Consider the following 12,738-nt stretch of genomic DNA (forward strand, 5'->3'; position numbering starts at 1 on the left):
CTGCTGCGGCTGAGGCTGGGCCTGGGCGGTACCGCTGCTGGGGGCGCGGCGCGGCTTCGGGCGCTCCTCCTCGGCACTCGCGGCCGGCGCGGCCGCCACAATCTCCGTCAGCAGTGCCTTGTGCTGCAGCTTGTTGAGGAAGCCGCTCTTGGGATAACCGCGGGCGGCCTGCCAGCGCGTGATCACGGCGCGGGTCGGGGCGTCGAACTGGCCGGTGATCTTGGTATCGAAACCGAGCCCGGTCAGGCGGCGCTGCACGTCGCGGCGCTGGCCCTTGTCGAGGCCGATCTGGTCCTCGGTGGTCTGGTTGGCTTCGTCCTTGAAGGTCGCGGGATCAATCCCCTGGCTCAGATTGCGCGTCGCGTTTTCCTTCGCACCGCTCTCCAGCGACGCAATCCGTGACAATGCCAGCGAGCGGAACTGACCGTTGGGATAGCTGGTCAGATAGGCATTGAGCTCTTCCGGCTTGTTGGAGTCCTTGATCGAACGCCAGAACTCCAGTTCCACGTCCGACGCCTTTGAAGAACCGGTTGCCGCCGGTGCTGCAGCGGCCACGGCGCCGGGCGCAGGCGCGCCGTTCAGGTAGACCGCACCGATCAGGTTGGTGTGACCCCAGGGCAGTTGACCCTTGTTGGTCTCCTCATTGACCTGGGCGCGGACCTTGGTCATCGCCTGCTGAATCTCGACGCCGGGCTGGGTGAGGTTGGCAAGCAGAGCGCGGGTGAACGGGCTGTTGCCGCCTTCCTGGCCGTCGAGCGCGGTCTGGCCCGGACCGGTCGCGAATGCGATCAGCGTACCTTCGCCGGATTTCATTTCGGCGAGACCGGTCTGCACGTTGACGCTGCGGGTGGCCGAGTTCGACTTGATCTTGGCTGCGAACGGATTGTCGCGGCAGGCGTCGAGGAAGACGAGCTTGACCTTGGCGTCGCCCATGGTCTGCTCGAGCGTGAGGTCGATGTTGATCGCAGCGCCGAGCTTGACGTCCATTTCGGATTTGATGTCGGCGTCGACCGGTAGCAGATAGTTGGTTCCGCTGATCGCGATGCCGTGGCCAGCGTAGAAGAACAGCGCGACGTCGGCGCCCTGCGCCTTCTTGCCGAAGTCGAGCAGACGTTCGGTCATCTTGTCGCGCGTGAGATTGGAACCCTCGACCACTTCGAATCCGACATTGCGCAGGGTGGCGGCAATCGCCTTGGCATCGACCGACGGATTGGGCAACGGCGCAACGTTCTTGTAGGCGCCGTTACCGACGACGAAGGCGACGCGCTTCTCGGCACTGGCTGCACCGGCCGTAAAGACCAGACATATGACGGACAAAATGAGGGTTTGGAAACGCATAGGAAATCCCCCTGCAGAATCGAACAAAAGGCTTTGGCTGTAACGCTGGCGGGACATTACAAAGAATCGCCCGCTTCGTACCACAAAAAAGCAGGTGAAAAACCAAATCCGGAGCCATCCGTTACCTTCGCGCCACGGCATGCGACGTGATCTGGATCACAGCCAGGGAAATAAAATTCAGCCTTGGGCGCGCGCCTTAGTCGAAGGATTCGGTTTCAGGTTCAACAAATTGCCGGTGAGAATTAAGGCAGCGCCGAGCACAGTGAACATGTCGAGCCGTTCCGAATAGATCAGCCAGCCTGCGGCGGCGCTCAAGGGCACCCGCAAGAAGTCCATCGGGATCACGACGGTTGCATCCGCATGCAGCATCGCGCGCGCCATGCAGTAGTGGGAGAACGTGCCGCAAAACGCGATGATGACGACCCATCCCCAGAGATGGGCGGGCGGCCACTGCCAGACGTAGAGGGCAGGGAACAGCCCCACCGCCGACTGTATCACCAGCATCCAGAACATGATCGCGAGCGGCTGCTCGGTCCGCGTCAGCGACTTGACCATCGCGACCGCGATGCCGAACCCGACCGCGGCCGCCAGCGCGATCAGCTGTCCCGGATTGACCTCGCTGGTGGCGGGGCGAACGATCATGACGACGCCGACGATGCCGAGCACGATCGCGGTGATCTTCCAGACCGTCATGCGTTCGCCGAGAAAGCTTGCCGCCAGGATTGCGGTCCAGATCGGCATGGTGAATTCGATGGCCACCACCTGGCCGATCGGGATCAGCGTCAGCGCAAGGAACCAGCCGAGCTGTGCGCCGTAATGGATGAGGTTGCGCGCGATATAGAGCGGCAACCGCTTTGTCTTCATCATACCAAATCCGCCCGCGGCGCGGATCAGCGGATACAGCATCAGGAAGCCCAGGATCGAGCGCATCTCCATCAGCTGGAACAGGTTGATCTCGCGCGCGGCCTCGCGTCCGGCGATCGCGATGATCAGCATCAAGGTGAGCCAGCCGGCCATCCACAGCGCGGCCAGGGTTTTGGATTGTGTGCGGTCCATTTGCGGGAGCGAGAGGGGTTGGGCAGGCCGGTATCGGCGAGTGTGCCACAATTTGCAACGCGCAAATGCGCCGATACAGCGATGCGCGGCATGGCAATTTCGCTGTGGGAGCGGCTGCCGGTTCAGTGCTAAGAGCGGCGGTCTCAAGGAGGAAACTGCATGCGTGTCTTGCAACCGGCCGAATGGTCGAAACCCCGCGGCTTCTCACACGGTGTCGAGGTCGATGGCCCCGGCAAGTGGATCGTGCTGGCCGGCCAGACCGGCGGCGACGAGAAGGGCGATTACGCCCCTGACCTGGCCGCCCAGGTCGGCACCGCGCTGAAGCGCATCGTCAAGCTGCTGGGAGAAGCCGGCGCTGGCCCCGAGCACATCGTCCGCCTGACCTGGTACCTGACCAGCCGCAGCGAATACGAGGCCGCAGGTCCCGGCATCGGGGCAGCATGGAAGGAAACGCTCGGGCGCAATTTCCCGCCCTCGACGCTGCTCTACATCGACGGGCTGGTCGATCAGCGAGCGAAAGTCGAAATCGAAGTGACCGCCTTCGTGTCCAAGGCCTAATCAAACATCTCAAGCGCCCAGGACAAGGCGCTGTCCGACCAGAGGATATCGTGAGCCAATGACCAATCGATCGACTACCGCAGACTTCGTCACCGCTTTTGCGACCGGCTGGCCCGAGCATCAGCCCGACATCATGGTGCTGTCGCTGACCACGCAGCGCGGCGTGCAGGATTTTGCCTTCACCAAGGAGCAGGCCTTGCTGATCGCCAAGACGATGAAGCAGACCGCGGCAAAACTCGAGCAGCCGAAGACGGCTTAGGCCGCCAAAAATTGTCATCGCCCGCGAATGCGCGATGCGGGCGATCCAGTATTCCAGAGGCGTCACGGCTTGAAACGATGGGCGCGGCGTACTGGATACCCCGCATGCGCGGGGTATGACGGTCCACAGCCTACTTCGACAGCGAGATATTGGCGGCGCGGAACTGGCTGTCGGCTCTCAGGGCGATCTGCTGCTTGTTGCCGGTGGTCTTCAGCGAAATGTTGGCGGCGAAGCCGGCCGCCTGGGCGACCACCTGGAAGCTGCCTGCCGCGCCACGGCCCTGGATGCTGCCGCCGACATTGCGGCTGGACTCGGTCCAGGTGCCGCTGACCTCACCACCCGCCGCGACCACGGCGGCCTGCAGGTTGAACCTGTAGGCGTCGCTGGCGCAGGTGAGGACCATCTCCATATTGGATCCGCCCACCTTGTAGGTGGCGCGACAGCGAATTCGCTCGCTCGAACCATCGTCAAGCGTCACGGTGCCGCCGCCGGACCAGTTGCCGGCCATGCCGGCGAAAGCGCTGGACTGCGCGTAGCTCGTCGAGGCCGCAAAAGCCGTCATAAAAAAAGCGACGGCTGCGAATGTCAGCCGCCGCGCTTTGGCGAAAAATTCGAAAGTCTGGCTTGCCCTACTGACGGGATGCTTCCCATCGACCGCTACACGCGACACCAGCTGAAGCCCCATTCCATTTCCCCGATCCGGAGTTGCCACTGAGTTGACCGTTCGCATATGCACCATTGATCGAGACTCGCACAAGTCCCCCGGAGCCCACGCTGCCCGAAACCGGGCCGCCCGAAATCTTGCCGTCGGTGACATTCACGGTCGACGTAGTGTGCGCGTCGCAACTGCCCGTTTTTGTGACGACGGTGACCTGCCAAAGGCCGTCATAGGGGTTTTGCGCGGAGGCGGGAGCGCTGGCAAAGGTCGCGGCGGAAGCCAGAAACGAAACAAACAACAGGTTACGGATGCGGTTGGCGCGCATGGGTCAAATCCCCTGACATGTGTGTGATGGAGCGCCTTATCTTGTCACAATGTGTTCAAACTTGGGTGCGACGCAGCACTGAGGAAAGTTCCTGTGGGCTCAAGCACATCAAGGTGAATCCGGTTCCGCCGGGGAACGAGAAAATTCACCGTTTCGGCGCGGTTCGGGCCTGATTCCCGCAAGTTTGCGGTATCATAGTAGGGTCAATGTTTGGCGCCGGACAGGCTTGGCGCCTGGGTGGCGAATTCTTCCTCCTGCGGCGTGGCAGGGAGGTTGTGGTGGGTCTTGGCGTGAAAGATGACGTCAGTGAGCAGTTTCTGGCCGAGCGGGGCTAGCGCGCGCTCCCAGAGCTCGCGCGCGGTCTCTCCCTTTCTGACGAACACCCACTCCTGCGCGGCGATGGCGCCGGCGTCCATCCGGTCGGCGAGGTGGTAGACGGTGCCGCCAGCGATCGGATCGCCTTCCTTGATGGTCCATTCGACTGCGGCGATGCCGCGATGCCGGGGCAGCAACGACGGGNTGATAGCCAATGCCGCCGAGTTTGGATGTCGCCAAGGCGTCTCTGTCCACGCNGGGCATGGCTGTGCGCGGTGACGATCAGGTCGGTATTCGGCGCGATTTCAGACGCGACGACGTGTTTCGGATCGGCCTGCACGACGACCTCGATCCCGGCTGCCCGCCCGGCGGCGGCAAGCCGGTCCTCGCCATCGTGAACGACGACGCGGACGATATCGACCCCGTGTTGGCGCAGCGTGTTGAATGTCGTTACGCCAAAATGGCGGGAGCCGACCAGGGTGATCCGCATGTGTTTTCTTCCGTCGTTAATCAGGCCGGTATGCCGATAGCACACCAGGGCGCCCTGTTTCGATGCCGGCCCCGGCGCTTGTGGGTTATCAACAGGGCGGGTCGGCCGGTTATGGCTCGACGGCTACCACGACAGGATGCGCAGTTCCGGCCTTGAATAGTGCGGTATCGGCGGCCGGGCCGGCTCGGGCTGTTGTTCGGCCGCCCTTTGCAGGCAGTCCCGCAAGTCGGCGCTGCATTGTTTCATCTGGTTGCGCAGCTCGCGCCGGGCGAAAATGGTGAGGGCGGGGTCGCCGAGCTGCTGCCAAGCGGCGCGCAGCCATTGCTGCAGGGCGCGGATATCGGAATCGAGCGCTTCGGGCTGGTTCATGCCGCCGGAATCTCAAAACGTGATCGCGCCTCAATTAGGCCTGATTCTCCCGTCGACGCCTACTCCGGAACGGGACTGACAGAAGGAAACCAGGCACATCTGGAAGCGAGGGAACGCGCGCCCTAGATGTTCGTTGGGGCACTGCCTTCTGGAGAGACCTCGATGTCCCGCAATCCGGCGCTTGTTCTGCTGGTGGCGCTCGGCCTGATCATCCCCGCCAAGGCATTCGCACAACTGACGCCGCCGGCCGGCTCGGCCGGCGCCGGCAATTCGTCGATATCGGGCGTGCCGTTCGGACCGGCCAACCCCCGGTCGCTCTCCGATCCCAGCGGCATCGGCAATGCCGCGATCACGCCGCCGCTCAGGCCCAATCCGCCGCCACCTACCGTCTCCTACGGTTCGATCGAATCTCCGGCGCGCACACGCGTCGTGACGCCGCCCTATCCAGGCGCCTCGCAACGGATCTTCAGCGCGCGCCAGGCGAAGGCGCGCAAGCCGCCGGTCCGGCCGCGGGGGCGGCCGGAGGTGAGTACGTTCACGGGGATCTGCCGAGGCTGTTAGCGATCAGATTGCAATCGATACCTGCGGGAAACGAAGCGCGCCGGAACACGGACGCTTCGTTGCCAAGGGAACAATTTTCTCCTGCCGAACTTGTCCAAAGTTACGTTCAGCGGTTGCGTGCTGATTCCTGCATGCGCCGAAGCCGAGTATCGCGTGAGGCAAGTTTGCCCCTGAAGGCAGAGATGGCGGGAATGAACATCCAGCAACGGACGGCCAAGACTCTCTCCAAGCCGGGCCGGTCCGCGCCCTCTGACGTCGCCCGCCCGCCCCGTGAGGAATGGTCGCCCGCGCACGAGGAAAGGCTGGGTGTCACCTACGAACATGTCGGTGTGGGCATCATCGAGATCGACCAGGCCGGACGTGTCAGGCGCGTCAACCAGAAGGCCTGCGAGCTGGTGGGACGCGAAGCGGACGACATGTTCGGCCGCTCGATCTTTGACGAGACCTCGCCTGAGGACGTCGTGCAGGATCTGGCGCAGTTCAGGCGACAGATTGCGGGAGAAATCGATCGCTACACCATCGAGAAGCGTCTGGCCCGCAAGGACGGCTCGTACTTGTGGGCGGAAGTAACGTCCACCAGCGTCCGCGATCCCTCGGGCAATTTCCTGTACGCGGTGCGCGTTCAACATGACATCGGCCTGCGCAAGGCCGCCGAACAGGCGCTGGCGCGGCGAAGCGAAGAGCAGGCGGCGCTGTTCCGGTTCTCTGAGAGGCTCCAATACGCCACATCGCCCCCGCAGGTTTACGACGCCGGCCTCGACGCCATCCTCGCCGCGCTTGCCTGCGAGCGCGCCTCCATTCTGCTGTTCGACGACAGCGACGTGATGCGCTTCGTGGGATGGCGGGGCTTGTCGGACGGGTACCGGCAGGCGGTTGAAGGCCATTCGCCATGGGGCAGGGATGAAGCCAATCCGCGGCCGGTCTATTTCGAGAATGTTGCCGCTTCAGCTCTCCCGGACACGCTCAAGGAAACGGTTGTGCGAGAAAAGATCGCGGCCGCGGCCTTCATTCCGATCCTGATCGGCGGCCGGCTCGCCGGAAAGTTCATGGCCTATTACGACAGGCCGCATCACTTCACTGGACCGGAGATCGACGTCGCGCTGACGCTCGCGCGGCAACTCGGTTTCGGCATCGCGAGATTGAGGGCGGAGGAGGCGCGGTGCGTCGCCGAGGAACGCGCGCAGCAACTGGTATCCATCGTGGAATCCTCCGACGATGCGATCATCAGCAAGGATCTGGACGGAATCATCCGGACCTGGAATCCAGGCGCAGAGCGGCTGTTCGGCTATACCGCCACTGAGGCCATCGGCAAGCCCGTGACCATTCTTTTTCCGCCGGGACGCGAAGATGAGGAGCCCGGCATCCTGGCGCGCATACGGCGCGGCGAGCGCATCCACCATTATGAAACCGTCCGCCGGCGCAAGAACGGCAGCCTGCTGGACATTTCGCTGACCGTCTCGCCGGTGCGCGACAGCGCAGGAATGATTGTCGGCGCCTCGAAGATTGCTCGCGACATCACCGGCCGCAAGGAATCCGAACGCAAGCTCCGGGAGAGCGAACGGCAGCTCACCGAATTGCTCGCGGCGATTCCGGCCGCGATCTACACGACCGACGCGCAGGGAAAAATCACCTATTTCAACCAGGCAGCCGTCGAATTCTCCGGCCGTACCCCCACGCTCGGCAGCGACGAGTGGTGTGTCACGTGGAAGCTGTTCATGCCGGATGGCACGCCGCTGCCGCACGATCAGTGCCCGATGGCGGTTGCGCTCAGGGAAGGACGCGCCGTGCGCGGCGTCGAAGCGGTGGCCGAGCGGCCGGACGGCACGCGGGTGCCGTTCATTCCGTTCCCGACGCCGCTGCGGGACTCCTCGGGCAACGTCACCGGCGCCATCAACATGCTGGTTGACATCAGTGAGCGGCGACAGGCGGAGACCCAGCAACGGCTGCTGCTCGATGAACTCAACCATCGCACCAAGAACAACATACAGATGCTGCAGGCGTTGCTGTTTTCCGCGGCAAGGACCGCACACAGCGACGAAGCGCGGAAGGTGCTCAACGAAGCCAGCGCACGGATCGCGGCCATGGCGGCGGCACAGCGCGTGCTGTACGGCCGAAGCGACGCCAGCCGCGTCGCGGCGAAAGAATTTCTGCCGGCGGTCTGCGAGACCATCCGGCAATTGCTGCCGGCGGACGCACGAATTGAATGCGGCGCGGCGCGCGGCGTGCTTTCCAACGACGTGGCGATGCCGCTGGCGCTGATATTGAACGAGCTGCTGACGAATGCGGTCAAGCACGGCGTCACGGATCACGCGAGGCAGAGTGTCCGGGTCAGCCTGACCGGTCAGGACGGGCGGCTGGCGCTCTGCGTCGAGGATGACGGCGAGGGGTTCGACCTGGAAGCCGTACGCAAGACCTCGTCCGGAATCCAGCTCGTGCTCGGCCTCGCGCGCCAGCTACATGGAACGCTTCACGTCACGAAAAATCCGTCGCGGGCTTGCCTCGATTTTCCTGCGGCAAAAATCTAGTGCGGTCACCAATGACGCATCCGCACAGCGCAGCGCATTTTGCGCCATCGTCCGAGCCGGACCGGAACGCGCCGCCGGCCGAAGAGACGCGGCGGATGGAGGCCAGGCAAGGCCCTCCGCGCGTTCTCGTCGTCGAAGATGATTTTCTGATCGCGATGCAGACGGAAGTCGCGCTCACCACAGCCGGCTTTCAAGTCGTGGGGCCGGCCACGACGGCGGAGGAAGCTGTTGCGCTGGCCGGTGAGGCGCAGCCGGCGCTTGCCGTGATGGATATTCGCCTCGCCAGCACCCGCGATGGGATCGATGCCGCGCGCGAATTGTATCAGGACTTCGCCATTCGCTGCATCTTTGCGACCGCGCATGACGATGTGTACACGCGCGGACGCGCCGAGCCCTATGCGCCGCTCGGATGGCTGCCGAAGCCATACACCATGGCTTCGCTCGTCGCGGTGGTCGCCGAAGCCCTGGCGCAGCTGCGCCGGCCGTAGCGGCCGGCGTCAGCCGATCGGCAAGGATCAGTAGTCCCGGTAATAGCGGCGGCGGCCCTCATAATATCCGTCGCCGTAATACTGCCTGCGCCCTGACTGAAACTCCGGCGGAACCGTTCCGGTCGGGTAGCATCGGCCGTCGCGGCTATCCCGATCCGTGCCATGGCCGCATGGAACGGAGCCACCGTAGCCGCCGCCATAGTAGCGATACTGCCGTGCGGCCTGATCCTGCGGCGGCAGATAGCCGTTCGGATAGCACATGCCGTCGCGCGCGCTCAGATCCCAGCCATGGCCGCACGGCGGCGGATGGACGGGTACCCGGTATTGCACCGTTTGAGGCATGACGGGGGCAACAGCACGTTCAGGCGCCACGCTCAACTGAGCGGCCAGTGCTGCGGCGGCAATGCTGACAATCATGGTCGGTCTCCAATCAAACCAGAGGCGGCCGGCGTTTCCACGATGCGCCGACCGGTTGTCCGATCACGATCGAGGGGCTGCCGTGGTCCGTGCAAATATATCAAAACACGGCCTGAATACCCGATGAACGCATTTCAGGTTTTGGAAGTCAAATCCGCAACGTCACCAACGGCTGGCCGCGGATCGGCGAACCGATCTGCGGTGTCGTCGCGCTAGCGCATCTCGTAATAGCCGTTTCGTCGCGTGTGATAGCCTTTGCGGCCGGCCTGATACTGCCGCGGCACGGTGCCGGTCCGATAGCAGAGCCCGTCGCGAATATCGCGGTCTGCGCCATGGTCGCACGGGATCGGCCGCCGGCCGCCGCCGTACTCCAGCGGATAATACCGGCCCGGCTGATAGCGCGGCGGCACCATTCCGTTCGGGTAGCATTTGCCGTCGCGCTCATCGAGATCGTAGCCGTCGCCGCATGGCGGCGGGCGGCCGTTACGCCGGTAGCGGATTTCCTGGACCAAGGGGGCGGTTTCGTACTGCGGGTGCGCAGGTGCGCCCAATTGGAGCGCGAGGGCTATGCCGGCAATGCTGGCAAACATCTTTCAGTCCCCTCCGGTGAACACTGACTCGCTTGCAGCCGATCTTACGGCTACGGCGGATTGTACGATTCGATATCGATGTTGTGTGAGCTGTCGGAAAGACCGGCGGCGAAAATTGGACGTCATGCAAAGCGACGTCCTTGCGGCAGCCGATAAGCCCGCCGGGGCAACAGCCACTGAACGGCAACCACCGTCAATCTACCGAGGGACCCATTTCCGGGGACGAAAAGATCAAGGTCGCCCGGAGGCGCCTTGTCTTGCGGTCGCCTCTCGGCGAGGTCGCGACAGAAGCCCTCGCAATATCGATTTAATCGCGGCGGCCCTTGGAACTTTCCATTTTTTCCTGATTTAAGCACGAGAGCATGGAGGGATCAGGATGGCCAAACGCTGGAGTGCCGAGGATATCAGAGACCTCAAGGACCTTGCTCAGGAATATTCAGCCCAGGCAATTGCGGAAAAGATGGACCGGACCGTAGGCGGGGTGGCCTTCAAGGCCCATCAGCTAGGCGTATCGCTGAAGCCACGCTCGCGTCTTGTCACCTCCGACGTTCACGCATCGAATAGAAGTCGATACGAGACGGCAGACACCTGACACGCGCCACTCAGGCGCCGCGCCGCGTCAGGCGACGTTTCGCCTGTGTGCCGCGTTACGCTGGCGCTAATCGGTGCGGTAAGCATCCAGCGCGTGGGCGGCGAAGATTCCGATGCTGACCAAAGCGAGGATTGCTGCTGAGAGTTCGATCATTGCCTGACCTCCCGCGTGCCCATTGCAGCGAGGAATCTGCCGCGTGATTGGTTCCAGATGAGATTGAACAAAAATTGCATGACTGCGTCCCTGTTTCATTAACAACGGGGAACACAGCCGTTTGTTTCAGGCCGGGCGAGCAATCTCGAATCCGGGCGGGCGGGCCGGCGGGTCTAGATGGAAAACGGCAGGACGTTTGGCCAGCGCTTTTTCATCCCGGCGGCAACCTGGAAGGCCAGCCGATTTTCGGGTCGCGTCGGGGGCGTAAATTTCGCGTGAGCGCGACGGTCGGCCGCTTTCTGTCGTCCACGCTGACGCCTGACATATCGTTTGGATCGCGTATGCATTAGCATCATCGCTCCAAGGTCTTGTGACCAATCATGATCCTCTCATCGAATTTGAGGCTTGGCAACCAGACCGGCGCCAAAGAGGAGGGTGCGGCGCACAAACGGTTTCGCTTTTGCCGCGCGCGAATCTAGGCAAAGCTTGGGTAACGACATGTCATTGGGGATGAGCATGGACGTTGTAGAGTTCGTCATCTACGGCTTGCTGGCTTTGTGGGGACCGCCTTTGTTGTTTGCGGCGTACCTGCTGCGGCCGATCAAATGCACTGCCTCACGATCCAGACGATGAGGAAAAGCCAGCCAATCATCGCGATCACGACAGCGACGACGTAGTTCACTTTCAGCCATTGGTGGCGCACCGATCATCCTTAAGACAAAGCCGCCGGGCGGAGTATGATCGCCCGACGGCCTTGCTGTGTGGGCCCGGACCACTTGGGGGAAATTGTCCGGTGGCTGACCACTAGGCAGACTCTTGAAGCGTGGCAACCGAACTCGCGGTTTAACCTAACCAGTCAACCTTACCGATCGCGGCGCCATCGCTCTTGGAGCGGCGCCGGCGACGCGGAGTTGTTATTTGATCTGGTTAATGAGGCGGCCACCGGTTCACGCCGGCGCGGCACCCTTTAATATTCGATTTTCCTTCTGTTCACTTTTGGGCAGACATTGCCGCTTTTTCCCGATCTAATGGCGGCTTTCCAAGTCAAGTTGTATTTGCCTATCGCCCGGCGGTCGTAAATGGCCGCCGGGCTTTGGGCTCCTGCCACACTGCGCGCACTTTAAAGGAGCGACCTGCGGCTAGGCACCAGACGCGGCGACGGTCGGCCGCTCGGCGCTGCCGTCAGCCTTTTAATTCTGCCACGAACTGCATCTTACCGGCTGGAGTCGCAGAACGAGGCCTGGATCACCCGCATCGGCGTGAACTATCGCTTCGGCGGCCCGGGCGTCGTCTACTGAGCCACAGCTTCACGACACACAGAAAGCCCCGGTTCGCCGGGGCTTTTTTGTGGGGGAGGCAGCATCGGAAAATCAGCGGTTCGCTCGGAATATTCCCATCGCGGTCACTTGCTTGGCGTCGCCGGCGCAGGAGGCATGTGCCTGGTCCACCTTCGCGAACTTTCTCGTTTCATTCCCAGATGCCGAGCGCAAATGCTTTCGCGCATGTCGACGCCCGCCAGTCCTGGAAGGCCGCCGGTACCAATGCTTCGACGGCAGCAAATTGATCGCCTACCGGCAGACGATCGAGCCCACCACGATAACCATAAGCCACTCCTAAAAGTGTTACCGACTTTTCCCGTCGGAGTCGGTGACGAACCGACAATGAGAACGTTGTGTGGCTCTATCTCACCATTGCTAGCTTGGAAGCATATTTGCGATCAGCCCGGCAGAGTGCCGGGCTTTTCGTGTGTCCAGACTGCCGATTTTCTACCTTCACTGCTGACCGTCAGCGAGCGGCAGGGCGTAAGGGAGTGAGTGGAGCCAAGCTCTCCAGATTTGATTGCTCTTCGGTCAGTCGTTTTTCGACAAACTCGCGCTCGAGTTCTGTCAGGCTGGTTTGCAATAAGTTGCGATAGCGTTGAATATTACGGTGATGCGCTCGCAAGCGAGCCAATTGTTGATCAATCATCATCATCGTCCTTTGACGAATGAGTTTATTATCTTGCTTAAGGCCACAAGGCAGGCCAGAGCGGAGTATCTTCGCT

The 12,738-nt window shown here is 62.5% G+C and carries 15 protein-coding genes and 1 pseudogene; 6 read left to right on the forward strand and 10 right to left on the reverse strand.

Going from position 1 to position 12,738, the window contains the following annotated elements:
* A partial coding sequence (locus CQ14_RS39210; RefSeq protein ID WP_057863093.1) for a caspase family protein occupies positions 1 to 1,338 on the reverse strand: 1,338 nt, incomplete at its 3' end.
* 177 nt (positions 1,339 to 1,515) lie between these two features.
* Positions 1,516 to 2,394, reverse strand: coding sequence for a DMT family transporter (locus CQ14_RS39215; RefSeq protein ID WP_057863094.1), 879 nt, complete (start codon positions 2,392 to 2,394; stop codon positions 1,516 to 1,518).
* Between the two features lie 159 nt (positions 2,395 to 2,553).
* Here CQ14_RS39215 and CQ14_RS39220 point away from each other — a divergent pair, with 159 nt between their 5' ends.
* Together CQ14_RS39220 and CQ14_RS39225 are read left to right on the forward strand one after the other, a co-directional pair.
* Positions 2,554 to 2,952 carry a RidA family protein gene (locus tag CQ14_RS39220; protein WP_057863095.1) on the forward strand — a complete coding sequence of 133 codons (399 nt, stop codon included), beginning with the start codon at positions 2,554 to 2,556 and terminating at the stop codon, positions 2,950 to 2,952.
* Positions 2,953 to 3,010: 58 nt separating this feature from the next.
* Complete coding sequence (locus CQ14_RS39225) at positions 3,011 to 3,211, forward strand: hypothetical protein (protein WP_057863096.1); 201 nt, start codon at positions 3,011 to 3,013, stop codon at positions 3,209 to 3,211.
* A 130-nt stretch (positions 3,212 to 3,341) separates the two neighbouring features.
* On the opposite strand, the gene CQ14_RS39230 is transcribed toward CQ14_RS39225, so the two are convergent.
* From CQ14_RS39230 to CQ14_RS39240, 5 genes and pseudogenes are all read right to left on the reverse strand, one after another.
* The gene (locus CQ14_RS39230) at positions 3,342 to 3,773 is read right to left on the reverse strand and encodes a hypothetical protein (RefSeq protein WP_156435850.1); all 432 of its coding nucleotides are present in this window, start codon (positions 3,771 to 3,773) and stop codon (positions 3,342 to 3,344) included.
* A gap of 67 nt (positions 3,774 to 3,840) precedes the next feature.
* Entirely contained in the window at positions 3,841 to 4,194 is a 354-nt protein-coding gene (locus tag CQ14_RS43000) for a hypothetical protein (protein ID WP_082650239.1), read from the reverse strand.
* A gap of 203 nt (positions 4,195 to 4,397) precedes the next feature.
* Positions 4,398 to 4,713, reverse strand: a 316-nt coding sequence (locus CQ14_RS47390) for a formyltransferase family protein (protein WP_283807327.1), incomplete at its 5' end; no start/stop codon positions are given.
* Positions 4,714 to 4,767: 54 nt separating this feature from the next.
* A pseudogene (locus tag CQ14_RS47395) lies at positions 4,768 to 4,999 on the reverse strand (formyl transferase); the annotation flags it as partial.
* 123 nt (positions 5,000 to 5,122) lie between these two features.
* Complete coding sequence (locus tag CQ14_RS39240) at positions 5,123 to 5,368, reverse strand: hypothetical protein (RefSeq protein WP_057863098.1); 246 nt, start codon at positions 5,366 to 5,368, stop codon at positions 5,123 to 5,125.
* A gap of 162 nt (positions 5,369 to 5,530) precedes the next feature.
* Between CQ14_RS39240 and CQ14_RS39245 the strand changes: the two genes are divergently transcribed.
* The 3 genes from CQ14_RS39245 (at position 5,531) to CQ14_RS39255 (ending at position 8,942) form a co-directional block, all read left to right on the forward strand.
* Positions 5,531 to 5,929 (forward strand): hypothetical protein, encoded by a 399-nt coding sequence (locus tag CQ14_RS39245; RefSeq protein WP_057863099.1) that lies wholly within the window; start codon positions 5,531 to 5,533, stop codon positions 5,927 to 5,929.
* Between the two features lie 191 nt (positions 5,930 to 6,120).
* The gene (locus tag CQ14_RS39250; RefSeq protein WP_057863100.1) at positions 6,121 to 8,454 is read left to right on the forward strand and encodes a PAS domain S-box protein; all 2,334 of its coding nucleotides are present in this window, start codon (positions 6,121 to 6,123) and stop codon (positions 8,452 to 8,454) included.
* Between the two features lie 11 nt (positions 8,455 to 8,465).
* Positions 8,466 to 8,942, forward strand: a complete 477-nt coding sequence (locus CQ14_RS39255) for a response regulator (protein WP_082650241.1) — start codon at positions 8,466 to 8,468, stop codon at positions 8,940 to 8,942.
* A 27-nt stretch (positions 8,943 to 8,969) separates the two neighbouring features.
* Here the strand turns inward: CQ14_RS39255 and CQ14_RS39260 are convergent, their stop codons facing one another.
* Positions 8,970 to 9,359: a hypothetical protein gene (locus CQ14_RS39260; protein ID WP_057863101.1), complete on the reverse strand. Its 390-nt coding sequence runs from the start codon at positions 9,357 to 9,359 to the stop codon at positions 8,970 to 8,972.
* A gap of 212 nt (positions 9,360 to 9,571) precedes the next feature.
* Positions 9,572 to 9,949 (reverse strand): hypothetical protein, encoded by a 378-nt coding sequence (locus CQ14_RS39265; RefSeq protein ID WP_057863102.1) that lies wholly within the window; start codon positions 9,947 to 9,949, stop codon positions 9,572 to 9,574.
* A gap of 376 nt (positions 9,950 to 10,325) precedes the next feature.
* Here CQ14_RS39265 and CQ14_RS39270 point away from each other — a divergent pair, with 376 nt between their 5' ends.
* Positions 10,326 to 10,541 (forward strand): hypothetical protein, encoded by a 216-nt coding sequence (locus CQ14_RS39270; protein WP_057863103.1) that lies wholly within the window; start codon positions 10,326 to 10,328, stop codon positions 10,539 to 10,541.
* A gap of 1,938 nt (positions 10,542 to 12,479) precedes the next feature.
* Here CQ14_RS39270 and CQ14_RS43005 read toward each other — a convergent pair.
* Positions 12,480 to 12,662: a hypothetical protein gene (locus CQ14_RS43005; RefSeq protein ID WP_082650246.1), complete on the reverse strand. Its 183-nt coding sequence runs from the start codon at positions 12,660 to 12,662 to the stop codon at positions 12,480 to 12,482.
* Positions 12,663 to 12,738 lie beyond the last annotated feature (76 nt).

Source organism: Bradyrhizobium lablabi, assembly GCF_001440475.1.
In the GTDB taxonomy this organism is placed as follows: Bacteria; Pseudomonadota; Alphaproteobacteria; order Rhizobiales; family Xanthobacteraceae; genus Bradyrhizobium; species Bradyrhizobium lablabi.

Bases quoted from the DNA above. Each gene is read 5' to 3' on its own strand.
- CQ14_RS39225 (WP_057863096.1), top strand. From the start codon at position 3,011: ATGACCAATCGATCGACTACCGCAGACTTCGTCACCGCTTTTGCGACC.
- CQ14_RS39245 (WP_057863099.1), top strand. From the start codon at position 5,531: ATGTCCCGCAATCCGGCGCTTGTTCTGCTGGTGGCGCTCGGCCTGATC.
- CQ14_RS39220 (WP_057863095.1), top strand. From the start codon at position 2,554: ATGCGTGTCTTGCAACCGGCCGAATGGTCGAAACCCCGCGGCTTCTCA.
- CQ14_RS39270 (WP_057863103.1), top strand. From the start codon at position 10,326: ATGGCCAAACGCTGGAGTGCCGAGGATATCAGAGACCTCAAGGACCTT.
- CQ14_RS39265 (WP_057863102.1), bottom strand. From the start codon at position 9,949: ATGTTTGCCAGCATTGCCGGCATAGCCCTCGCGCTCCAATTGGGCGCA.
- CQ14_RS39255 (WP_082650241.1), top strand. From the start codon at position 8,466: ATGACGCATCCGCACAGCGCAGCGCATTTTGCGCCATCGTCCGAGCCG.
- CQ14_RS43005 (WP_082650246.1), bottom strand. From the start codon at position 12,662: ATGATTGATCAACAATTGGCTCGCTTGCGAGCGCATCACCGTAATATT.
- CQ14_RS39215 (WP_057863094.1), bottom strand. From the start codon at position 2,394: ATGGACCGCACACAATCCAAAACCCTGGCCGCGCTGTGGATGGCCGGC.
- CQ14_RS39250 (WP_057863100.1), top strand. From the start codon at position 6,121: ATGAACATCCAGCAACGGACGGCCAAGACTCTCTCCAAGCCGGGCCGG.
- CQ14_RS39240 (WP_057863098.1), bottom strand. From the start codon at position 5,368: ATGAACCAGCCCGAAGCGCTCGATTCCGATATCCGCGCCCTGCAGCAA.
- CQ14_RS43000 (WP_082650239.1), bottom strand. From the start codon at position 4,194: ATGCGCGCCAACCGCATCCGTAACCTGTTGTTTGTTTCGTTTCTGGCT.
- CQ14_RS39260 (WP_057863101.1), bottom strand. From the start codon at position 9,359: ATGATTGTCAGCATTGCCGCCGCAGCACTGGCCGCTCAGTTGAGCGTG.
- CQ14_RS39230 (WP_156435850.1), bottom strand. From the start codon at position 3,773: ATGACGGCTTTTGCGGCCTCGACGAGCTACGCGCAGTCCAGCGCTTTC.